Source organism: Streptomyces sp. NPDC058877 (assembly GCF_042742855.1).
In the GTDB taxonomy this organism is placed as follows: domain Bacteria; phylum Actinomycetota; class Actinomycetes; order Streptomycetales; family Streptomycetaceae; genus Streptomyces.
Genome location: NZ_JBHYMF010000035.1, coordinates 1 through 22,529 on the forward strand (window position 1 = coordinate 1; position 22,529 = coordinate 22,529).

Consider the following 22,529-nt stretch of genomic DNA (forward strand, 5'->3'; position numbering starts at 1 on the left):
GAGCTGCAGACCCTCCTCGCCACCTGGACCGGCGCCTGCCCCACCTGCCACCGCGACATACCAAGCACCACACCAACCTGACCAAGCACTACTAGGCGCCGGCTACTCCAGCCGCATGCTCGCCAACGGACCCGGCACTCGCTATTTCGCCGGTTCGCTGGACGAGGTCGCCGTCTACCATCACGCCCTCGATGCTGGAACGGTGAAGGAGCACTTCGCGGCTCGCAGCGGTGCCTCCAGGCTCACCACGGTTACTCTCCCCTCCGGGCGAACGAGCGCCCAGGTCACCTACGACAGCGACACCGAGCGCGTCACCGACGTCTCGGATGGGGCTGGAAACTGGAAACTCTCCGCTCCCACGTACTCCTCCGGGTCGCAGAGCTACACCACTGCCGTGCTCGGATCGGGCCCCAGTAGCTACTGGCGGATGGGTGATAAAAGCGGTGCTGCAGCCCACAACGAAATCCTCACAGGCGGAGACGGCTCCTACCAAGATGGCGTTGCGCTTGGCCAGACAGGGACGTTCTCCGTGGGGGACGACGGTGCTGCAGGCTTCGATGGAGCGGAAGCCGCTGTAGAAGTGCCGGCGGACTCGCTTGAAGGAGCCACCGCCCTCTCGGTCGAACTGTGGTTCCGTACCGATCGCCCTCAAGGTGTGCTGTTCGGCCTTCAGGACACTAAACTCGGCACCACTCCGCAGATGTACAATCCGAGCCTCCTCGTCGACGCCAACGGCAAACTCCGCGGCAACTTCTGGCGCACGACGGGCAGTGGCGCAGCGGTCATCAGCGGCACAGCGGTGACGGACAACGAGTGGCATCACGCTGTGATCACCGGGGGAACCGGGGGACAGACGCTCTACCTGGACGGTGTCAAGGTCGGCTCCGCCAGCGGCGCGGTCAAGCCTCAGACACTGGCCCACGCCTACCTTGGCGCCGGGCACTCCAGCCCAGGGTGGGACGGCGGAACCACGTACACAGTCAAGTACTTTCAGGGAGCCCTCGATGAGGCCGCCTTCTATACGAAGGAACTGAGCGCGCAGACGGTGCTGGAGCACTACCGCTCGCGGAACAAGTTGGTCGCCGGCAACGGTGACCAGTACCGCGCCGCAGTCTCCGCGAACACCCCGGCCGCCTACTGGCGTCTGGACGAGGCCACCGGTACCCAGGTGATCAGCAAGGTCGCCGCTGTCAACGGCACCGGTACCTACACCAAGACGACCCTCGGCGCGACCGGCGCCTTCGGCACCGGAGACAACCAAGCCGTCCAGTTCAACGGAGACGGCTACGCCGAAGTGCCCGGCGTCGGCATCGGCAGTGCCAACGTCAGCGCAGAACTGTGGTTCAAGACCGCCAAGCCCGGCGTTCTGCTGAGTGACCAGAGCGCGGCGCTCGCCGGCGCCACCACGACGTCTGGTACCTGGACGCCCGTCCTCTATGTCGGAGCCGATGGCAAACTGCACGGCGAGTACCCTTCGCCGGGGATCACCCCGTCCAACGCGTCCGCCGAGACGGTCACGGACAACCAGTGGCACCATGCCGCCATCACTGCGAACGCCGGAACCCAGACCCTCTACCTCGACGGCTCCGCCGTTGCGACCAAGGCGAACGCCCCGGTCAACCACCAGTCGAACACCCGAACCTTCCTGGGTGCGGGGTTCGCCCGCACCTGGCCATCGGCCCCCGCCGACATCAGCTACTTCACCGGCCAGATCGACGAGGCAGCCGTCTACCGGCACGCTCTGACCGCTGACCAGATCAGTGACCACCACTCAGCACGGACCTTCGCCGGCACCTCGGCTCTCGCATCCACCGTGACGGTCACCGACCCCGCGGGTAACCAGACCACCACCACATACGACGTCGTGCATGGCCAGCGTCGTGTCGCCACCGAGAACGCAGAAGGCGGCGTCACCCGCTACGGCTACGACACCGGCGGCTACCTCCACACCGTTACCGACCCCAACGGCCACTCCACCGTCACCGGCCACGACACCGCAGGCAACCCGGTCTCCCGCACGACCTGCCGCGACGCGAACTCCTGCTGGACCTCCTACGCGGCCTACTACAACAACACTGCGGATCCGCTCGACCCCCGCAACGGCAAGCTAACGACCTCGCGTGACGCCCGCTCCACCGGGCCTACCGACGATCGCTACAAGACCACGAGCAGCTACACGGCACTCGGGCTTCTCGATAAGCAGATCCTTGCCGACGGCCGTTCCTCGCTGACCACCTACACCACCGGAACGGAAACTGCGATCGCCGGCGGAACGACTCCTTCGGGCCTTGTAGCGACCACGACAACCCCGGGCGGCGCCATCACGCGCTACGCCTACTTCGCAAATGGTGACCTTGCGAAGGTCACGTCCCCCTCCGGACTCGTCACCTCCTTCACCTACGACGGCATTGGCCGCAAGACCTCCGAGACCCAGACCTCGGACACCTTCCCGGACGGTGTCACCACTGCATACGGCTACGACACCATGTCCAACGTCGTCAGCGAGACCGGCACGGGAGTGAAGAACGAGATCACCGGTGTGACCCACACCGCGAAGATCAGCCGCGCCTTCGACCCGGACGGCAACCTGCTCACTGAGACCACCCAGGACACTACCGGCGGCGACATCGCACGCACCACGAGCTACCACTACGACGAGTTCGGACGCAGCGATCTGGTGACCGACGCCGAGAGCCACAGCACCACCTACACCTACGACACTCTCGACCGCATCACGACCGAAACAGACACACTCGGCAACACCCTCGCTCACGCCTACACGCCCCGCGGCCAGCTCTCCGAGACAACCCTGAAGAACTGGACCGGGGACCCCTCCGGCCAGCCCCGCGACCTCGTCCTCGTCTCCCATGCCTACGATCCGGCAGGCCGACTGGCATCCACCACGGATGCCATGGGCGCAACGACGCAATTCTCCTACTTTGACGACAACCTGGCCGCGACTACGATCGCCAAACAGGTGACCCAGGCCGACGGCAACCGTCGCGACATCGTCCTGGAGCGCAACACCTACGACGGCGCCGGCTATCTCACTCGCCAATCCACGGGCGGCGACAAGGCAACAGTCGCCCACACCATCGACGTCGTCGGCCGTGTCACGCAGAGCGTCTTCGACCCCGAGAACCTTGCACGAAAGACCACGTTCGGCTACGACAATGACGACCGTGTGAAGAGCGAGACGCGGACGGTCGACACCACAGGCCGTACGGCCACGGCTACCACCGACTATGACGTTGCCGGCAACCCCGTCCGCACCTCCGTCGCCGACGAAACCGGCACCCTCCGCTCCACAACTAGCATCTTCGACGACCGGGGCATGCTCATGTCCACCGTGGGCGCACGCGGAACCGTCACCGGAGCTGACCCGACCGCGCACACCACCAGCTACCGCTACGACGCTCTCCTCCGCCTCGTCGAGACCAAAGCACCTCCCATCGAGGCGGAGGAGAACGGCTCCACGCCCACTACGACGCGTCCGACCATCCTCGTTGGTTACAACACGTTTGGGGACGCTACGGAGGGCCGTGATCCACGTGGCGCTGTCACACGTACTTCGGTCGACAAACTCGGCCGCCCGACGGACGTGACGCTCCCCTCCTACACCCCGCCGGGTGCAAGCGAAGCCCTCGCAGCGGTCTCGCACACCACCTACGACGCGCTCGGCCGCACCGCGTCCATCACCGATCCCCTCGGCCGGATCGCCCGCTTCAGCTACGACCAGCTTGGCAACCTGACCCAGCAGACCGACCCGGCCCCGGGCGCCACGACCACCACTCTGAACGAGCCCAGCCCGTTCGAAACCGCGCAGACCGACCTGGGCGGCGCGGGTATCACCCGTTACACCTGGACCCCGACCGGTCTCCAGCTCTCGGCCACCACGCCGACCGGTGCGCGCACCGAAGCCACGTACGACGAACTCGGCCGCCAGCTCACTGCGACAGCGGTCGAGCGCTATCCGGCTCTGCAGAACCTGACCAGCCGCTTCGTCTGGGACGATGCGGGAAACCAGACGGCGTCCACCACGCCGGCTGGCCGGACCGCCACGGGCGTGTTCAACGCGGCCGGTGAACCAGTGACCGTTACCGCTCCCGCCGCAGGTGTGACCCGCTTCTCCTACGACGGCCTCGGCCGCACGACTGAGACAACCGACGCGGCCAACCGCAAGACCCAGTTCGTCTTCGACGGCTTGGACAACATCATCGAGACGAAGGACTACGGCAACGGCGCCACTGTCCTGCGCACCACCAAAGCCACCTACGATCAGGACGGCAACCAGGTTTCGATGACAGGACCGACCGGCAGCTCCAGCACGTTCACCTACGACGCACTGGGACAGATGGTCAAACAGACTGAAAAGGTGTCGGAGACCGACGCAATCACCACGACCTTTGGGTACGACGCCAACGGCAACCGCACTCGCCTCACCGACGGCCGCGGAAACACCACCCGCTACACCTTCAACACCTGGAGCCTGCCCGAGTCCACCATCGAACCGGTCACCACCCAGCACTCGGCCCTGAACAATCGCATCTGGACCACCCTGTACGACGCCGCCGGCCAGCCCGTCACCGAGCTCCTGCCCGGCGGGGTCAAGCGGCAGCGCGCCTACGACGGCCTCGGCCGCCTCACCCGCGAGACCGGCTCCGGCACCGCCGTGGCCACCCAGCCGCGCACTCTCGGCTACGACCTCGACGGGCGCCTGACCGAGGCTGGCGGCGACGGACCCCTCGCCGGGAATACCTACGCCTACAACGACCGCGGCCAGCTTTTGCACGCCCAAGGCCCTTCCGGCGAGACGCGCTACACCTACGACAACGACGGCGCTATGACTGAGCGCTCCACCCCGCAGAACACCACCGAGTACGGCTATGACGGCGCGGGCCGTCTGGAGTGGCTGTGGAACGAAATGACCGGCGCTGACATCTGGTACACGTGGGACGCCGCCGGTCGCCCGACCACGCAGGCATATGTGGTCCAGAAGGAGGGGTCCGGGGAGTGGGTGGAGTCGGCGCGACGCTCCTACAGTTATGACAGCTTGGGCCGCCTCATCGACGATGCCGTCACCACCCCGGACGAGGCCACCGAGATCCTCTCCACGTCATACGGCTACGACCTCGCCGATCGTCTGACCTCCAAGGAGACAACGGGCACGGCGGGAGCGGGCAAGAACACCTACACCTACGACCTGGCCGGCCGACTGATCTCGTGGACCAAGGACAACATCACCACCGCGTACGGTTGGGACGCGGCCGGCAACCGCGTGCGGGCAGGTGCCAGCACGGCCGCCTACGACGGGCGCAATCGCCTGGTCAACGACGGCCAGGCGACATACGACTACACATCTCGCGGCACCCTTGCCGCCATCCGGACAGGCAGTGATACACGGGCCCTTGCCTTCGACGCCTTCGAGCGCAAGGTGAGCGACGGCTCGGCCACCTACACGTACGACTCCCTGGACCGTGTCGCGACCTACGGCCCGACCGCTTTCCGCTACGACGGCGGCTCCAACAACCTGCTGAACGACGGAACTTCGGAGTACGGCCGCACCCCTGACGGTGCCTTGCTGTCCTCGACCGATGGCACCACGGCCCAGTGGGCCGTCACCGACCAGCACACCGACCTGATCGCCAACCTCAACCCCGAGGGCACCACCGTCCGGGCCTCCCGTACCTACGACCCCTTCGGCAAGACCACCGCGACCAACGGCACCAACCCCACCGTCGGCTACCAGTCCGGCTGGACCGACACCACCACCGGTGACGTCAACATGGCCGCCCGCTGGTACCAGCCCGGCATTGGCCGCTTCACCTCACGAGACACGTGGCTACTCGACCCGTCTCCCGCCAGGGCTTGATCAAGTTCCCTGGGTGTCCGGGTTGTTGGTGATGCCCAGGAGGGGGAGGGCTCGTTCGGGCTGGTCGCGGATTGCGCGGGTGGTCTTGGCGATGTTGACGGCTCCGAGGGTTTTGAGAAGGCCGATGGCGAGGTTGCGGAAGGTGGCCATGGCGCGGGGTGCGGTGCCGGTGTGGAGGGTGGAGGCGTCCTCGGCGTAGGTCACGTCTCTCACATGGTGCAGGGCCTCGACGGCCCAGTGGCCGCGGACGGCGGCGGCGAGTTCGGCCGGGGTGGTCTGGTGGGCGTCGAGGCTGGTGACGGCGTAGATGGTTTCGCGGCTCTCGCGCTCGCCGGTCTGTTTGCGGCGTCGGTGGACGCGGAGGGCGAGGCGGCCGTGGGGGAAGGCGATCCCGCCGAGTTCGTCGGCGATGCCGCAGGTCTTGATCGAGCGGGACTCCCGGCGGCCGTGTCCGGTGGAGGAAGCGGTGTGCTGGACGGCGATGTCAGGCCAGGGCAGGGCGGCGAGCTGCCGGTGGGCGGTCGGCTGATTCCGCTTGATCATGGCGATGTAGTGGGCGTTCTTCGTCTCGACCAGCCAGGTGACGTTCGCCTTGACCGAGTGCAGGGCGTCGAAGGTGACGACGGTGCCGGTCAGGTCCAGCGGTTCGAGCAGGGGCCGGAAGTGCGCGGTCTCGTTCGTCTTGGTTCCGACCTCCGCCTGGGCGAGGGTCAGGGCCCGGTGGTGAGTGACGGCGGAGAGCAGGTGTCTGCGGCCGGCGTTCAGGCGGGCCGATCCTCGCAGTGCCTTGCCGTCCACGGCGATCACCTGTCGTTTCCCCGAGACTGTTCCCGCGGTGTTCCGGGCGGTGAGGTAGGCGCCGACTGCTTGGTCCAGGGCGTCACCGTCGACGGCCGCGAGCACGCGGCCGATCGTGGTCCGCGAGGGGGCACGGCGCCATCTGAGCGGATGCCGGCGGACTCCGAGGGCCGTCAGCACGGTGTCCGGGGCCCGTGCCGCCCACTCGGCGATCTCATCCACACTCCTCATTCCGGAGACGGCCGCGCAGGCACAGACGAGGAGGATCGCGGTCAGCGAGTACCAGCGGCCCCGCCTCGCCCGCGGGTCGGGCACCCGCTCCAGAAAGGGCCGCAGGTCAGCGACTTGACTGGCATCCAGCGGACCCAGCTTCACCAGCACCGGCGGGATGAGAGAAGATGCAGCGGCAGGCACGGGCCACCTCATGATCGTTGAGCTTCGACACCCCAATGATCACGAAGCCCGTGCCTGCTCCGCTATGCACCCCAACCGGTCACGGCCCGACCAACCGCCCGACCCCGGAACTCGCCCAAGCCCTGCTCGCCATCACCGGTGAACCAGTGGAACAGCACGAGACGGCCGTCGATCAGCCAGAGGTCGTTGCCGGGGGAGCAGGGCTCAGGCCGAACGCTAGCCTCGCGCTTTCATGAGGCGGGGCGTCCGAGGCTTGATCAAATAAGCGGAGAGTGCTTCTGACCTGCAACGATGGGACTTGTCTAGGGTCCTGTTGGCTGCACGGAAAGAAGCACTCTCCAGGTGAAGAAGCGTATCGGGTCCTACCCGCGTGTCCGCATCGAGGGCGGCGGCCGGACGGTGGTCTCGCAGGCCGGGGGCGTGCTGCTGGTCGAGACCGTCCGCAAGGTCGGCTTGGACAGCGCGATATCCGCGGCGCTGACGCCGTGGCGGAAGTCGCGGGCGGTGCACGATCCGGGCAAGATCCTGCTGGACGTGGCCCTGGCGGTCGCCGCGGGCGGGGACTGCCTGGCGGATGTCGCCATGCTGCGGGCCGAGCCGGCCGTGTTCGGACCGGTGGCCTCCGACCCGACGGTCTCCCGCCTCATCGACACCCTCGCGGCCTCCGGGGAGAAGGCCCTGCGGGCCATTCGCGGCGCGCGGGCTGACGTCCGCGAGCGTGTCTGGCGGTTGGCCGACCGGAAGGCACCTGATGCGGGCGGGACGGTGACAGTGGACCTCGACGGGGTGCTGGTGATCGCACACTCGGAGAAGGAGGACGCCGCACCCACGTGGAAGCGAACCTACGGCCACCACCCGCTGATGGGGTTCGTCGACCACGGACCGGGCGGCACGGGTGAACCGGTCGCGGCCCTGCTCAGACCGGGCAACGCGGGATCGAACACGGCCACCGACCACATCACCGCCGCGCAACTGGCCTTGGCCCAGCTGCCGAAGAAGCACCGGCGCGGGCGCCGGACCCTGATCCGCACCGACTCCGCGGGCGGCACCCATGACTTCGTCGCCTGGCTCGCTCAGCGAGGACGGTGGCTGTCCTACTCGGTCGGCATGGTGATCACCGAGCAGGTCCATCAGCATGTGCTGAAGGTTCCGGCATCAGCCTGGACGGCGGCCGTCGAGGCCGACGGCGAGATACGCGACGGCGCCTGGGTCGCTGAACTCACCGGCGACGTTCTGGACGGCTGGCCCAAGGGTATGCGGCTGATCGTCCGCAAGGAACGGCCGCACCCCGGTGCCCAGTTGCGGCTCACGGACGCGGACGGCATGCGGCTGACCTGCTTCGCCACCAACACCCCTGGCCGGCCGATCACCGAGCTCGAACTCCGTCACCGGCTGCGGGCCCGGGCCGAGGACCGCATCCGCGCCGCCCGGGCCACCGGCCTGCGCAACCTGCCCCTGCACCGCACGGCCCAGAACCGGCTCTGGCTGGAGATCATGCAGATCGCTCTCGACCTGCTGGCCTGGATGCCGATGCTCGCCCTGACCGGCAAGGCCAGACTCTGGGAGCCCCGCCGACTACGGCTCCGCCTGTTCACCGCGGCCGGACAGCTCGTGACCACCGGCCGCCGACGAATCCTCCGCCTGGCCCGGCACTGGCCCTGGACCGGTCACATCACCGCAGCCCTCGACCGGCTCACCCAACTGCCCGCCCCTGACTGACCAGCGGATTCCCCGTCCCTTCGACAGCACCACCGGCCCGGAGCAGTGGAAACCGGCGCCACCCCGAGGCGACACTCGGGCCCTCAGCCTGCACACCCTCAGCCCACGGCACGAAAACGGTCCACCGACTCCGTCGGCGGACCGTCATGAAACTTCGAGGCTAGAGGCAATACCAGTGACTTAAAGGATCGGGTCTCAGCTTCGTGGGGCCTTCGTCGGTGGGTTGATCGAGGCTGTGCGCCAGTGCGGGGCGATGGCGACGGCCTCGGCTGGGCTCCGGTCGGGCTGGGGAGGGCGTCGGTGTTCGTCGCGTTTGACGCCGAAGCCGGACATCTTGCGTTTGATGACGCGGGGGTTGAAGCGTCTGCGGCGAGCGGGCAGCAGGTGCCGGGCTATCTCGTGCAGGCCCTCTGCCAGGGCTGCGGCCAGGTGGTCAGGGGGAAAAGGCCGCCTGTGCGGTGACCTGTCGGCGCGCGAGGCGGATGCTGCGGGTGAAGGAGAGCCGGTCGGCGTCGAGTTGGGCGGCGTCCGCAGTGACGTGCATGAGGCTGCGGATCGCGTAGTGGACGAGCAGGTGGCCCCAGACTTCCTGCTCGACGCCCTCAGGTGAACGGGACCGCAGGACCTGGGCGGGGCCGCGCTGATGGGTCTTGAGCTCGTCCAGTGCGGTCTCGATCTCCCACCGCTCGTGATAGAGGGCGGCAAGGTCGGTGGCGGGGGCGGCGTCGGGGTCGAGGATGGTGGTGATCAGTCGGTAGGGCGCATCCTGCTCCGGGAGGCCCGGGCCTTGCAGGGTGTACTCGATGACCCGCACCACCTCGGGGTCGGCGCGTTTGCGGTGGTCCTTCGCGGTGACGATCTCCGACAGGTACGAGCCGTCGGGCAGTTCCTGACGGACCGGCAGTACCTGGTGGGCGCGGACCCGCCACAACAGGTCCGCGCCGCCGGCCGAGGCCGCCCGCCACAGCTCCAGGCCGGTGAACCCGCGGTCGGCCAGCAGCAGATCCCCTACGCCGAGATGACCGAACAGGCTGCGGGCCAGGGCCGGTTCGGATGATGACAGCGGCCCCAGAGCGGCGGCAGTGATGGCGTGGGTGCCACACTCGGCCAGTGCCACCATCCGCACCTGCGGATACGCACATCGCTCGGTCCGATGGGTCTTCGGCCGCCCGAAGTACGCGGCGTTCGCCTCGCTGTCGGGCACGTCGAAGACCGTGCCGTCGACCGCCACCAGCCTCCACCGCCCATACCGGGCACCCCGGGTCCCCTCGGTCGCCAACGGCCGGGCAACCTCGGCGAACAGCGCCTCCAAAGGCTCCGGCCCCAGCTTCACCCGCGCCCGCGAGATCGCCGCCGTGGTCGGCACCTGCCACGCGCCCGACCAACGCTTCGCCCAGGTCAGCCCCTGCGTGAGCAGTCGCGCGACCTCCTCGTACCCCTGCCCAGAGAACAAGCACATCGCCAGCACGAAGTACACCACCACCCGCGGCGGCAGTAGCCGCGTGCGCTGGCCCGAGCGACCGGACTCGGCGATCACCCGGTCCACCAGCTCCGGCGGAAACGTACGCGTCAGCAGCCCGACCGCGATCCGGTCCGACAACCGCTCATCCGTCTCCGGCTTGACCTGCCCAGGGCGTGGCATCCAGGCACCTCCTGGATGCCACGCTACCAGCAGCGACCCTTAAGTCACTGGTATTGAGGCTAGAGGATGTTCCAGGGGAGCTGCGTGTCCCTCCTCCTAAGCCCGTCGAATCGCCGCCGGATCTCACTCAAAGACTCAGGAGCATGTCGAACTTTTCGTGCGTTAGTGGTGATCATGCGCAGCTCCCGAATATCACGCAAAACCGAGTAGCCGGCGTATTTCGTTACGTCCCACCCGTAGGTGCTCGCGAAGGCTTGGTAGTGAGCTTGGCCGTAGCCGAACCGCCGACAGTGGACTTCGACCGTGACGAGGTCCCATTCCGGCTGACCATGGGCGACCGTGTCCCAGTCGCACAGCACCGCAGATCCGTCGGTGGTGTGCAACGCGTTTCGGTGCTGTGGGTCGCCCTGTATCAGCCCGGGGGGAAGAGCGAAGTCGACTCCCCACAATGCCCCCTCGAGTCGGTCTGCCTCCTCCTCCATGTATCGGATGGCTGCGGCAGGGAGACATGTGATCGCGGTCAGTGAGCGGCGGATAGCACGGATGTTGTCGTGCTCAGCAAGTGCGATCGGGGGCGGAGGCAGTGAGTGGAGCGCCTTGAGGGGACCGGCCAGCTGCCCGGCCGCCACCGGGTGCTCGGGTTGCGGCAGGTAGGTCCAGAAGGTGACAGAGTGCCCATCGACGATCAGCGGCTGATCGCAAGGGTGCAGCGGGGCGGTAGGAAAGCCTGCTTCGATGAGCCAGCGTACGAAGGTGACCGTGCGCGCAACGCTCTCGACGTCTGTTCCCTTCCGAGCAATCTTGGCCACCACCTGCTCCTTCTCCAGGAGGAGAACCGCGTTGGTGTGACCGCGCAGCAGACGCGCATCACGGCTGTCGAGGCCGGCCTTCGCGCATGCCCGCTCTAGTACCTGGTACATCTCGAACTCGTCGAACCCACCCGGGGCCGGCGTGATTGTCATGTCGCACAGGCTTACCGACACGGGCCCGTCCTGTCACATCCGGCCTGGCGGAAGCTCGATGATCTCAAGAAGCTCGCGCGCCGCCCGGCCTGTCCGTATCACCGCCGGAAGGACCTCTACAACCTCGCGGGCTCTTTCCTCCACGATCGGTGTGCGGTGGGCGGGGTCCATCCGCAGGAAGGTAGCGCCGGCCAGCTGGCACGCTTCGTCAGGGCTTCGGTCCCGCGCGTAGCAGATGGCTGCTTCAAGCCGGAGGAGGGCAGGATCGATCCCTGTCTTGTCCTGGTAGAGGACGAGCGCCTGCTCCTGGACCTGGCGGGCCTCGCGCGTGTGCCCGAGAGCGGTCAGCGTCCCGCTCTTGTAGAGCAGGTAGCGGCGCTCCGGAAAGGCGAAGGCATCGTCCGCCGAGTCTCCGCCGAACTGTTCAAACACCTTCGTCGCGTAGCGCAGTGCGGCCTCGGCCTCGGCCTCGGCGCCAAGCTTGGCCAGGGCCCGCGCCTCTGCTGCTGCCGAGAAGGCGTGCGTGGCGCTGGTTCGTGCTCTGCTGCTGATCACCCTGGCCTCCCGGCACAGATTCACCGCCTGGGTGATCGGACCGTAGTAGAAGGGCAGCATCGCGGCCTGAGCCCTGACGCGAGCTCGAAGCTCCGAGTTTCCGCTGTCGTCCGCAGCGGTACGCGCTGTGGCGTACCAAGATCGCGACCGCGTGAGGTCGCCAAGCTTCATGAGCGCGTCGGCAGTCAGCGTGGAGAGCATCGCAGTCAGCTCCGAGAGCCGAACTTGGACGGCGGCCGGCTGTCGGCATGCGGCCAGCTCCTCGACCTCGGCAAGGAGGTCCAGAAGGCGGGTGAGCATCAGGGCCGGCGGGGTGGAGATGTACTCCTGGCTGGCCCAAAGGACCATCTCGTCGATGTGGTCCAGCTGGCTGGAGTTGACCGTCGCGGAGGCCAGGGTACGGTCCACCGCACGCCGCGCGGCGTCGACCCTGTGCGAGAGGTGCTCGGCAGCCGTCGGGATCCGCTCGCCGATGGCGGACATGGAGGTGATCTCGGCGCGGTGCCCATGCCGGGACTCTGCCCGGAGGACGATGCCGGCGACGGCCTCGGTGTCTTCCAGGCCCAGATCCCCGGGCGAGCAGCCATAGAAGGCGGCGAGCACGAGCACGGTGGTGCGAAGCGGTTGATGCCCTCCCGTTTCCCAGAGCCGCAGCTGTTCCACGGTGACCCGGGGGCCCCTGTCCAGGTCAGAGACGAGCTCGCGGATCTGGTCCGCTGCCTCGGTCAGGGTGAGGCCCTTGGCCAGACGCTGTGCGCGCAAGGGGGAGACGGAGCAGTGCGCCTGAATTGTACGGGCGATCTCGTCGGTTGAGTGTCCGCGTTCGGCACCGCTCGCACGTAACCGCTTTGCGCAGGACGGACGATGAGGTCCAGGGCCACGTCGCATGGAGTTGATTCCCTTCGAACTCGCCGACCAGCGTACTGACATGCTGTCCGCTCTGCGTCAAGAAGACGCGGCTCCGTCAAGTACGGCCCTGGAATACGTGAAGCGTCACGCAAGCCAGTCACGTTTACGTGAACCGTCACGGTTGCCGCTCGTGGTGCACGGGGGCAACTCTTGCCCTCCTCGGGCTTCCCGAGACCACAAGCCGCTCGCCGGCCACGACACCTGACGGTCTTGGCTCGTGAGCCTGCGGGTGCCGCCGCGCTCCGGACATCGGCCGGCGGCACCCGCCATCCAGGATTGGGGGTGCGCTCAATGACGTCGACTCGGAAGACCGGGCAGTTCCTCGCTGTCCTGGCGCACGATGTCGAGGCGGAACTGGCTACGATCCATCTCGCGAACTCGGGACAGGCCGTGCCCCAGTCGCGGCAGTTCCTCCAGGAAGAGCTCATGGGCTGGGGATTCAGCCGCAAAGACGAGCTGACGGACCGCGTCCTTCTCGTGGCCAGCGAGCTGGTGACGAACTCCGTGCTTCATGGTCGAACTCGGCCGGCGGGCGAGACCGAGACGCTCGGGCTGTCGCTCTCCGTCAAACCCGGCGCGGCACTCGGCATCCTGGTGACTGACAACTCGCCGAATGTTCCCGCGCCGGTGTTCCGGCCCGACACCGCGGACGGTGGGCGCGGTCTCCGGCTCGTCTCCGCGATTGCCGACCACTGGACGGCGGCTCCCGCGACACGTGATGGAGAGGTTGTCGGCAAGGGAGTGTGGGCCTTCTTCCGCTGGCCGGGCGAGGCGGAGGTACCCGCTCGTAAGCGTGCGGTCGCCTCGATCGGATGCACGGCTGTGGAGGCGCGGTGATCGTCGCCATCGGCGGTCGGCAGCGTACGGGCAAGTCGGAATTGGCCAGACATCTCGCGATCGTCATCGGCGGGGTCCTGCTCGACCTCGCCCAACTGCGAACCGTGATGTTCCCTACGTCCCGCACCACCTCGCACGAGCAAGCGGCCCGCCTCTACGAGTGGCTGTTGCAGGCCGCGGTGTGGAATCTCCACCAGCGCCCCACTTCCCCGGTAGTCCTCGATGCTCATCCCCTCACACGGGCCCGCGATGTGCGAGCGCTCCGGCATCTCGCCGGCGGTATAGGCCACCGCCTTCACGTCATCGAATGCGTCCGCACAGCCCCTGTGTCGGAGGATCCCGCTCAAAAGGCCCACAAGGACGCTGAAGGGCCCCCGGGAGACGCCGGGAGCGCGGGTTCGATTCTGGCTCCGAAGATCGTCGTGGACACCCAACAGCCCATGGCCGAGTGCATCGCGGAGATTCTGCACGCACTCGCCGACTCCCCTAAAACTGCGCGATTTCCGCACGCGCCGCATCCCTATGCCAGCGAGCCTCCCACGGCTCATTCCTGCCACTGATAGCCGCACGACGCACGGAGTAGAGCGAACGTCCGTCTGGCTCCCTGGCTCCTCCCGGCCTCCGAGCGCTCGGCAATCTCCGCTCGTGCCCCCCGGGAACTGACCACCGGAAGCCGCCGGCTTGCTCGTCCACCGCTCCCGTCTCCTGCCGTACCCACAAGGACTCCCACCATGTGTCAGCACCAACCCCCGTGCCCGAGCGCCGACTCCGCAGACCGTGAGGCGGCCCGTCTCTCGGCCCATCACCCCGAGCAGGGGTGGAGCCTTCTGTGCAACGGCGTCCTGCTCTTCGAGGACACCGGTGAGCTGCTGCCCGACGGCCAGATCATCGCCCCGCACCGTCCCATGACCGCGGCGGTGGCCGCGTGAGCGCCCTGCCCGCCATCCCGCACCAGCACGCGGTCGACCGCGTGCCGGTCGTCGGCCCGCGAATCGAGGACCATGCCCTGCTGGGCGACCAGAAGGGCAGTGCCCTGGTCCGCCGGGACGGCAGCATCGTCTGGCTGTGCATGCCTCGGTTCGACGACGCGGCCGTCTTCGCCGGCCTCCTGGGCACGGAGGAGCACGGCTTCTGGCAGATCGCGCCCACCGTGCTCATGGACGGCACCGCCATCCCCGCCTCCGGCCGCCAGTACGCGGGCAACTCGCTGATCCTGCAGACCACATGGAGCCACGCCACGGCGAGCGTCGTCGTCTCCGACTTCATGGTGCCCGGCGGTGGCTCCCCGCGCCTGGTGCGGGTCGTGACCGGGCTCTCGGGCACGATGACCATGCGGTCGCTGCTGCGGGCCCGCCCCGACTACGGAGCCATCGTCCCCCGGATCGTCGAGTTCGACGGGCACCACGCGATCGACCTGCCGGAGCACGACGGTGGCCGGCTGTGGCTCGACGCCACCGTCCCCGTGCACGTCGACCGCGCCGACCTCGTCTCGGATTTCACCGTCACCGCCGGCCAGACGGTCGCCTTCGGCCTCTCCTGGCGCGAGGGCGTGGACAGTCCGCGGGCCGTGCCCGTCGACGATTCCCTGCTGAAGTTCAGCCTGGACTTCTGGGAGGCGTGGGCGGAGCGCTGCACCTACTCCGGCCCCGATCGCGAGGCGGTCGTCCGCTCCCTGATCACGCTGGGCGCCCTCGTCTACTCCCCGACAGGCGCGATCGTGGCCGCGCCGACGACCTCGCTGCCGGAGGAGATCGACGGTGTCCGGAACTACGACTACCGCTTCGCCTGGCTGAGGGACGGGGCGCTCACCGCCGGAGCCCTGCGCAAGTACGGCTATCTGAGCGAGGCGCTCGCCTGGGTGAGCTGGGCTGTGCAGGCCACCCACGGCCAGGACCGGCGGCAGATCATGTTCGGGGTCGGCGGCGAGAGGGACTTGCCGGAGAGGGAGCTGGGCTGGCTGCCGGGGTACGAGCAGTCCACGCCGGTCCGTATCGGCAACGCCGCCGCGGACCAGCTCCAGGTCGACGTCTACGGCGAACTCGCCGTAGAGCTCTACGAACTCGCCCAGGCGGACAGCAGCTGGTCCCGGTGGCTCGGTTCGTTCATCGTCGCGCTCGCCGAGGAGCTGGAGCGGGTCTGGGACCGGCCCGACTCGGGCATCTGGGAGATGCGCGGTCCGGAGCGCCACTTCACCCATTCCAAGATCATGGCCTGGGTGACCTTCGACCGCGCCGTCCGCGCGATCGAGGCCAGCCACGCCGACGGGCCGCTGGAGCGGTGGCGGGCGCTGCGCGAGACGATCCACGCCGAGGTGTGCGAGAAGGGCTTCGACGACGACCTCGCCTCCTTCACCCAGTCGTACGGGTCACGGGAGCTGGATGCCTCGCTCCTGCACGCCATGCTCGTGGGTTTCCTGCCCGCCGACGACAAGCGGGTGATCGGCACCATCGAGGCCGTCCAGCGTGAGCTGGGCACCGACGACGGACTCGTCCTGCGCTACCGCACCGCCGGCGACGATGTCGGGGCCGACGGATTCCCCGGCGACGAGGGACGCTTCCTCGTCTGCACCGGGTGGCTCGCCGAGTCCCTCGCCCTGATCGGCCGGCCCGACGAGGCCCGCATCGTCCTCGGCAGCCTCCTCGCCGTCCGCAACGGACTCGGCCTGCTCGCCGAGGAGTACGACCCGGCCACCGGCCGCCAGCTCGGCAACTTCCCTCAGGCGTTCAGCCACGTCGGTCACCTCGGCGCGACGGCCGCACTCGCGGACCTCCCTGCCTTCAGCTCGCCCCACCTAGTGGGAGCGGAGTCGTGACGGCCTGGACGCACACCCGCTCGTTCGTGGGCGGCTGGGACATGCCTTCCTGGATATCGGGCAGCAGCGAGACCCTCCGCGCTCGCTGTGGCGAGGACTTCACCGCGGTCCGCGTCCCGGCCGACCTCGCCCGCCCGTCGCTGACCGCGCTGGGCCCGCGCACCGGACCCGTGCTCGCCAACAGCACCACGCGAGCATGGCACTTCCTGCTGCCGCCCGATTCCGTCCTCCCGCACGACTGGCCCTACGGCGTCCGGGTCATGCCGAAGGGCAGACCCATAGGCATCCCGCCGCTGACAACGACCGGCGGCCGGGACGTTCACTGGGCCGTGCCCCCCGGCCAGGGCGTCACCTCGCCCGCCGACCTTCACCGCGTCCTGCACGGCCCGCTTCTCCCTGCCGTCCTCACCCATGCCCCGACGGGACCACGACTCCCCAGCAGGGCACCGGCCCGCGTCACCGCCCCGTCCAAGCCGCGCCCGCTCACCCCGGCCCAGCTGACAGTCGGGCGACTGCTGCTCACCGGCGCGTCGGACACGCAGATGGCCGAGGAGCTGGGAATGCCCGTCGGGACCATCCGCCAGCACCTGAGCCGGATCGGCCGCTACTTCGGCGCGCCCACCGCCGTCCGCAAAGCCGCCGCCCTGCTCGCAGGCGGCCACGTCGCTCCCCCTGCCGTGTCGATGCTGGCCCCCGAGCTTTCCCCAGCCGACCTCGCCGTCCTGCGCGTCCTCGCCGGCCTCGCCACGGACGACGACCTCCCAGACGAACTCCGGTCCAGCGGCCCGTTCCTCGACCACGTCGACGAGCTGCGCGAACGGTGCAGAGCCCGCACCGACCCGCACCTCATCGCCCTGGCCGCCTTCTGGGGCCTCCTGCCCAGCCTCTTCAACCCCGCCTCCGGAAAGGAGCAGCCGTGACCCACAAGGCACGCTTACCCGTCCCCGCCACCCGAGTCGGATGGTCCGCCTTCGATCTCCTCGAAACCATCCCCGGCCTCATGATCCTCGGCATGAACGCCGTCGGTATCACCCTGGCCGGAAGCCTGGTCGCCCACGAGATCGACAGCGCCCAGGAACGCGCCGCCGCGTCCGCGCCGGACCTGGAGCCGCACGCCGAAGAGCAGCCGCAGTACGCGGCCAACGCCACGGCCAGCAGCACCCACATTTACCGCTACGAACCCCACGCGCTGGGCCCCGCCCACCACACCGTCCCGATCCACGATGGCGACCACAGCAAGGAGGTCTGGTCGTGACCCGCGGAACCTTCGCCCCATACATCGGCGACCGGCCGCCCACGCTGGAGGAACTGGACCAGGAGCTGGAGAAGATCGCCACCGAGCACCCGGCGGCCTGCGCCCTCCGCGAGATCGGCCGCTCCCGCGCCGGCCGTCCCATGCTCATGCTGACCATCCCCGGAGGCCCCGAGCACGTCCTCGTCATCGGCGCCCCGCACCCGAACGAACCGATCGGGCTCGCGGTGATCCCCGCGCTCGCCCGGTACATCGCCGAACACCCCGAGGACCGCAAGACGGTCACCTGGCACCTCGTGGGATGCGCCGACCCCGACGGCGTCGCGGCCAACCAGGACTGGTGGTCGAGGACCTGGCCTCCGACAATGGCGTCGTACCACCGCGGCCTGTACCGGCCCACGGCCGCCGCACAGCCCGAGTGGACCTTCCCCACGGAGTCGTTCAACGCGCCCCTGCCGGAGACCCGCGCCCTCATGAGCGTGATCGACGACGTGCGGCCGGCCCTGACCGTCTCGCTCCACGGGAGCGACTCCGGCGGTGTGTGGGCGATGACCTCCCGTGCCGAGCCCGGCCTCGCTCCGGTCATGGCGGACCTGGCGGCCCGGTACGGCTTGCCCGTCGAGGAGACGCCCTCGGACTGCATCGGCCTCCCCTCCATCGGGACCGGCGCCTACCTCCTGGCACCTCCGGCCGTCGCCAAGGTGGACGGCGACAGCAGCAGGGGCGACGACCAGGAGTGGAAGCCCGCCGGATCCAGCAGCGCCCACTACACCGACCGGCACGGCGGCCTCGGCGTCTTCACAGAGGTCCCGATGTGGGCGTCCACCTCCCTCAAGCTCTCGCCCCAGGAAGCCATCGGCATCCTCGAAGACGCCCGCCACGTGCTCGGCGACCTCATCGCCGAGCACGCCGCAGTCCCGAACGAGGAATCTGTGTTCCTGTCCGCCGCGAAGGAGATTCTCTCGATCCTCCCCGTGATGATCCGGCAGATCCAGCAGAGCCCCGGATCCGGCAAGGGGCAGGACCTGGTCCTCCTCGTCCCGGCGCGCGCCGCGGGCATGCTCCTGCGCCACAGCAACCAGCCCCTCGCCACCGGCCCCTACAGCAACCAGCTCCACGAGCGGCGAGCCAAGACCGAGGCCATCCTGCTCGCCTGGTGCCGCCGGGCGGAACAGGCCCTCCGCCCCCGGCCCCTTCCGCTGTCCCACACCGCCGGATACCAGACGGACTTCGTCCTGGCCATGGCCCGGACGCTTCCGCCGGGACCCCCGGTCGGCGTCGGCGCGGCGACCGACGGCCCCCGCTGACCAGCCGGCCGCCAACGGCCAGCCCCGCCTGCGGCATCAGTTCCTACCGGGTGGCGCAGGCGCCCGTCACCCGCACCACCCACGGACGCCTTGCTCACCCCGAAGGCCGCACCGTACTCCCTTGTCCCCGACCACCCTTCTCTGTCTCCCGGAGCCCCTCTGTGACAGCGGCACCCGAGATCCACACCAAACCGCCCTTCCTCAACCGCGCCCAGGGCGTGAAGCGGTCGTTCGCCCTGATGCTGATGGGCGAAGGCATCGGTCACGCGGGGTCTGCTGTGCACGCCATCGCCCTACCAGCGCTCGCCGTCCTCTACCTCCACGCCGACCCGGGGCAGGTCGCCCTCCTGGCCTGCGCCGCGAGGCTCCCCGCTCTGGTGGTCGCGCTGCCCGCGGGCGTGGTTCTGGACCGCCACCCGCTGCGCACCATACTGATCTCGACGGACCTGACCGCGGCTGCCCTGGTGAGCGTGATCCCCCTCGCCGCCGCCTTCGACCGGCTGTCGATGCCGCTCCTCTACGCCGTCGCCCTCGCCCTGGGCACCGCATCGACGCTGCACTCGGCCACGTCGCTCGCGGCCATCCCCAGGCTGGCCGCTCCGGGACAGCTGCACCAGGCCCACGCCCGCCTCACTGCCGTGTTAACCATCGCCGGCACTACCGGCGCCGCTTTGGGCACTCTCCTCGTGGCCACAGTCGGCGCAGCCCGGGCCTTCGCCGTCGACGCCCTGTCGTACGTCGTCTCCGCGTGGTGCGCGGCCCGGATCCGCGCCCTGTCCGCCCCCGTCCAAGTTCGGACCGAGCGGCAGCCGGCGATCCTCGCGATTCGAGAGGGCGTCGCCCACTGCGCGAGCGATCGGGTACTGCGTCCGCTGCTCCTGGCCTTGGCCGTTACTGGCGTAGGGGACGGGCTGACCGCACCGCTCCTGCCCTACCACCTTCTGCACACCGTGCAGAAGGGGACCACGGGCCTCGGCATGATCATGGGCGCCGGCAGCCTCGGCGGGCTCATCGGGGCACTCCTCGCTCCCAGGCTCGCCCGCCGGCACGGGACCGGCCTGGTCCTCCTTTGCGCCTGGCCCGTCTACGCGCTGATGCACGTCCCCCCGATGCTCGCCCAGCCGGGCCCAGCCTGGCTCGCGATCCTCGTCGGCAGCGGATTCCTCCATTGGGCGACGGCGACCTGTATCGGTACGACCCAGCGTTCCATACAGCAGCAGACCAGCCCTGCACGACTCCGCTCTCGCGTCCAGCAGACCAGCCTGTGGCTCACCACCGGAATCCTGCCGCTCACCGCGCTTGCCGCCGGCGCCCTCAGCACCCTCATCAGCGTCCGCGCCGTGATGGCCATCGGGGTGATCGCCCTCCTGCTGCCCGTGGGGATGTTGTGGCGCTCACCCGTCCGACGTCTGACGGCCAAGGACGAGGGGGGCGCTCAATGAAGCTGTCCGACAACGGCGAAAAGCAGCAGGCCCACTGCTCTGAAACGGACGCTCCCCTGCGTCGCCGCCCAGCGGAGGATTCCGATCCCGTACCAGCGGAATGGACTGGAACAGCTGAGGGCAGCTCAGCGTACGGCCGGTACACCGGGCAGCGTGCGCTGCCACTGGGTGGGTTCCATCGCGGCGGCGGCGTCCGCGAGGCTGCGGGCGGAGTCTGTCTTCAACGCGGCGCGGCACCTTTCGATCTTGCCGTCGGTGCGGTAGCCGACCGCCCGGTACTCCAAGGCCCGGTAAAAGCAGTCCAGTTTGTCGGCGTCGCGCGCGCACCTGGCTTCGAGGGTCTCCCCGACTTCGAACTCCTCGACGGCCGCCGTGACGGCGCTCCCGACGGACGGGTGCGCGCCGGTCACCTGGTCGGCTGTCACCTTCCGCGGGTCAGCGGTCGCGACGTAGCGACGGGTGACCGGCGTCTGATCACCGACACGGGTCTCGTGGAGATCGTGGAGCGCACACAGCAGGGCAGTGCGGGCGGGGTCGGCGCCTTCCATCGCGGCCAGTGCGACGCCGATGACGGTGGTGCGGTGGCTGTGCTCGGCGACGGTCTCGGTGGCAGAGAGGGGAACGCCGTCGTAGGGCCAGCCGGTGCGCGGCTGGTTGCGCAGGGCGCCGGCCTCGAAGAGCAAGGCGGCTGTGGCGGCGGTCTCGGCGTCGGTGGGTGCGTGTTCGGGCACGTCGTTTCTCCTGGCGGTTCGTCAGTTCGGCTGCGAGAGACGGTAGTGGACCGATTCGAAGTCGCGTCGCGATACCGGGGACAGGACCCCGGCGTCGAGGAGCTCGACAGCGCGCCCGCCCAGACGCCGGGCGGCGGCGGGGTCGGCGAGCGGCAGCCAGGGGTGAAGGTGGAGCAGGGTGTGGAGGGAGTGCACGTACAGGTCGACGGTGCCGGGCGCGTCGTGGAGCGAGCCGGCCAGCTGCTGGAACAGGTGGACCGGGCTCCACGCGGTCGGATCCGGCCGGTGGAGGAACCCGTCGTCCGGCTGGGTGGGCGGCATGGAGCCAAGCCAGTAGGCCCAGTAGGCGAGGTTGGCGAGCTCGCTGTGCTGGTCGTCGGCCATGGCGTCGACGAAGTCGCGCAGGGGAACCGGGTCGCCCTGGCGGGCAGCGACCGTCGCGGCGGTGCGGGCCTCGATCCAGCGCGGCGTGTAGTCGCGCAGGGCCAGAGCCGGGCGCATGGTGCGCAGCGCCGCCTCAGCCCAGTCCCCGGCGTCGGGGGCCGGATCGTAGGACGCGAGGTAGAGGCTCTGGCGGCGCAGGAGCAGCCCGCGCTCCCCCGCCCGGTCGGCGCTTTCCGCGGTCCGGCGAAGCTGGGCGAAGAAGTCCGCCCGGTCGGCGGCCGAGAGCTGCGGTCCGGCGGGGACGGGGCCGCGGCGCGTCCGGGTGGCGCGCGACCGCAGGGCGGGCGGGATGATGCCGCGTACCGCCCAGGCGACCAGGTGCGCCGTCTCGCGGGACTGCACCCAGCCCGCCAGCGGGTGGTCGGCGGGGTCGGCCGGCGGGTGCAGCACGGCGGTGAGGATCCGGTCGGCGTCCATCGCGGCCTCCAGCCAGCCGAGCAGGGATCCGTCGGCGCCCAGGAGCGCCAGGCGGCGGCGCAACTGCAGCAGGTCCATCGTGCGGACGTTGCCGAGCGGCCGGCGCCCGCTCTCCCAGCCCTGGACGGTGCCGAGGTCGATATCCAGATGCTCGGCCAGGACGGTCTGCGGGAGGGGGATGCTCTCGCGCAGTATCCGAAGGATGAACCCCGAGACCACGCCGGTAGCGGCCCAGCTCCGGCTCCCGGTCCCCATGTCGGTTCCTTCCGGTCGACCCCGGCTGTGCCCCCTGCCCGCCCGCGCAGACAAACCCGTACCGGGAGTGAGTCTTCTTCAGAACACGGTCTTCCTAGGCTAGTTCGGCGAGCTGAGCCGCGAGTGATGGTTCGGGGCATCGGCCAGAGCGCACAGCGCAC

At 69.1% G+C, this 22,529-nt stretch carries 16 protein-coding genes; 10 read left to right on the top strand and 6 right to left on the bottom strand.

Annotated elements, in window-relative coordinates:
- The first annotated feature begins 115 nt into the window (after positions 1 to 115).
- On the top strand, positions 116 to 5,872 hold the full coding sequence (locus ACFW2Y_RS11265) for a LamG-like jellyroll fold domain-containing protein (RefSeq protein WP_384876549.1): 5,757 nt from the start codon (positions 116 to 118) through the stop codon (positions 5,870 to 5,872).
- Here ACFW2Y_RS11265 and ACFW2Y_RS11270 read toward each other — a convergent pair whose 3' ends face one another.
- On the bottom strand, positions 5,873 to 7,051 hold the full coding sequence (locus ACFW2Y_RS11270; RefSeq protein WP_384876551.1) for an ISAs1 family transposase: 1,179 nt from the start codon (positions 7,049 to 7,051) through the stop codon (positions 5,873 to 5,875).
- A 375-nt stretch (positions 7,052 to 7,426) separates the two neighbouring features.
- Between ACFW2Y_RS11270 and ACFW2Y_RS11275 the strand changes: the two genes are divergently transcribed.
- Complete coding sequence (locus tag ACFW2Y_RS11275; RefSeq protein ID WP_384876553.1) at positions 7,427 to 8,803, top strand: IS1380 family transposase; 1,377 nt, start codon at positions 7,427 to 7,429, stop codon at positions 8,801 to 8,803.
- A gap of 433 nt (positions 8,804 to 9,236) precedes the next feature.
- Here ACFW2Y_RS11275 and ACFW2Y_RS11280 read toward each other — a convergent pair whose 3' ends face one another.
- The 3 genes from ACFW2Y_RS11280 to ACFW2Y_RS11290 are packed head-to-tail and all read right to left on the bottom strand — an operon-like array spanning position 9,237 to position 12,724.
- Entirely contained in the window at positions 9,237 to 10,445 is a 1,209-nt protein-coding gene (locus tag ACFW2Y_RS11280) for an IS4 family transposase (RefSeq protein ID WP_384876555.1), read from the bottom strand.
- 59 nt (positions 10,446 to 10,504) lie between these two features.
- A complete protein-coding gene (locus tag ACFW2Y_RS11285; RefSeq protein ID WP_381545078.1) occupies positions 10,505 to 11,428 on the bottom strand; it encodes a phosphotransferase family protein in 924 nt (307 codons plus the stop codon).
- Between the two features lie 12 nt (positions 11,429 to 11,440).
- On the bottom strand, positions 11,441 to 12,724 hold the full coding sequence (locus tag ACFW2Y_RS11290) for a helix-turn-helix domain-containing protein (protein WP_384876557.1): 1,284 nt from the start codon (positions 12,722 to 12,724) through the stop codon (positions 11,441 to 11,443).
- Between the two features lie 438 nt (positions 12,725 to 13,162).
- Here ACFW2Y_RS11290 and ACFW2Y_RS11295 point away from each other — a divergent pair, with 438 nt between their 5' ends.
- The 8 genes from ACFW2Y_RS11295 to ACFW2Y_RS11330 all read left to right on the top strand — a co-directional run bounded on the left by ACFW2Y_RS11295 (position 13,163) and on the right by ACFW2Y_RS11330 (position 20,521).
- Positions 13,163 to 13,708 (top strand): ATP-binding protein, encoded by a 546-nt coding sequence (locus ACFW2Y_RS11295; protein WP_384876559.1) that lies wholly within the window; start codon positions 13,163 to 13,165, stop codon positions 13,706 to 13,708.
- Positions 13,705 to 14,268, top strand: a complete 564-nt coding sequence (locus tag ACFW2Y_RS11300) for an AAA family ATPase (protein WP_384876561.1) — start codon at positions 13,705 to 13,707, stop codon at positions 14,266 to 14,268. Before ACFW2Y_RS11295 ends, ACFW2Y_RS11300 begins: the two co-directional genes overlap by 4 nt.
- A gap of 171 nt (positions 14,269 to 14,439) precedes the next feature.
- Positions 14,440 to 14,637 carry a DUF5999 family protein gene (locus ACFW2Y_RS11305; RefSeq protein WP_384876563.1) on the top strand — a complete coding sequence of 66 codons (198 nt, stop codon included), beginning with the start codon at positions 14,440 to 14,442 and terminating at the stop codon, positions 14,635 to 14,637.
- Positions 14,634 to 16,520 carry a glycoside hydrolase family 15 protein gene (locus tag ACFW2Y_RS11310; RefSeq protein WP_384876565.1) on the top strand — a complete coding sequence of 629 codons (1,887 nt, stop codon included), beginning with the start codon at positions 14,634 to 14,636 and terminating at the stop codon, positions 16,518 to 16,520. The genes ACFW2Y_RS11305 and ACFW2Y_RS11310 overlap by 4 nt, the downstream gene beginning before the upstream one ends.
- Positions 16,517 to 17,440 (top strand): helix-turn-helix transcriptional regulator, encoded by a 924-nt coding sequence (locus ACFW2Y_RS11315; protein WP_384876567.1) that lies wholly within the window; start codon positions 16,517 to 16,519, stop codon positions 17,438 to 17,440. The genes ACFW2Y_RS11310 and ACFW2Y_RS11315 overlap by 4 nt, the downstream gene beginning before the upstream one ends.
- Complete coding sequence (locus ACFW2Y_RS11320; RefSeq protein WP_384876569.1) at positions 17,437 to 17,775, top strand: hypothetical protein; 339 nt, start codon at positions 17,437 to 17,439, stop codon at positions 17,773 to 17,775. Before ACFW2Y_RS11315 ends, ACFW2Y_RS11320 begins: the two co-directional genes overlap by 4 nt.
- Positions 17,772 to 19,079, top strand: a complete 1,308-nt coding sequence (locus tag ACFW2Y_RS11325; protein ID WP_384876571.1) for a M14 family zinc carboxypeptidase — start codon at positions 17,772 to 17,774, stop codon at positions 19,077 to 19,079. The genes ACFW2Y_RS11320 and ACFW2Y_RS11325 overlap by 4 nt, the downstream gene beginning before the upstream one ends.
- Before the next feature lie 161 nt (positions 19,080 to 19,240).
- Positions 19,241 to 20,521, top strand: a complete 1,281-nt coding sequence (locus ACFW2Y_RS11330) for an MFS transporter (RefSeq protein WP_384876573.1) — start codon at positions 19,241 to 19,243, stop codon at positions 20,519 to 20,521.
- Between the two features lie 125 nt (positions 20,522 to 20,646).
- Here the strand turns inward: ACFW2Y_RS11330 and ACFW2Y_RS11335 are convergent, their stop codons facing one another.
- Together ACFW2Y_RS11335 and ACFW2Y_RS11340 are read right to left on the bottom strand one after the other, a co-directional pair.
- A complete protein-coding gene (locus ACFW2Y_RS11335; protein ID WP_384876575.1) occupies positions 20,647 to 21,252 on the bottom strand; it encodes an HD family hydrolase in 606 nt (201 codons plus the stop codon).
- Positions 21,253 to 21,273: 21 nt separating this feature from the next.
- A complete protein-coding gene (locus tag ACFW2Y_RS11340) occupies positions 21,274 to 22,368 on the bottom strand; it encodes a helix-turn-helix domain-containing protein (RefSeq protein ID WP_384876576.1) in 1,095 nt (364 codons plus the stop codon).
- Positions 22,369 to 22,529 lie beyond the last annotated feature (161 nt).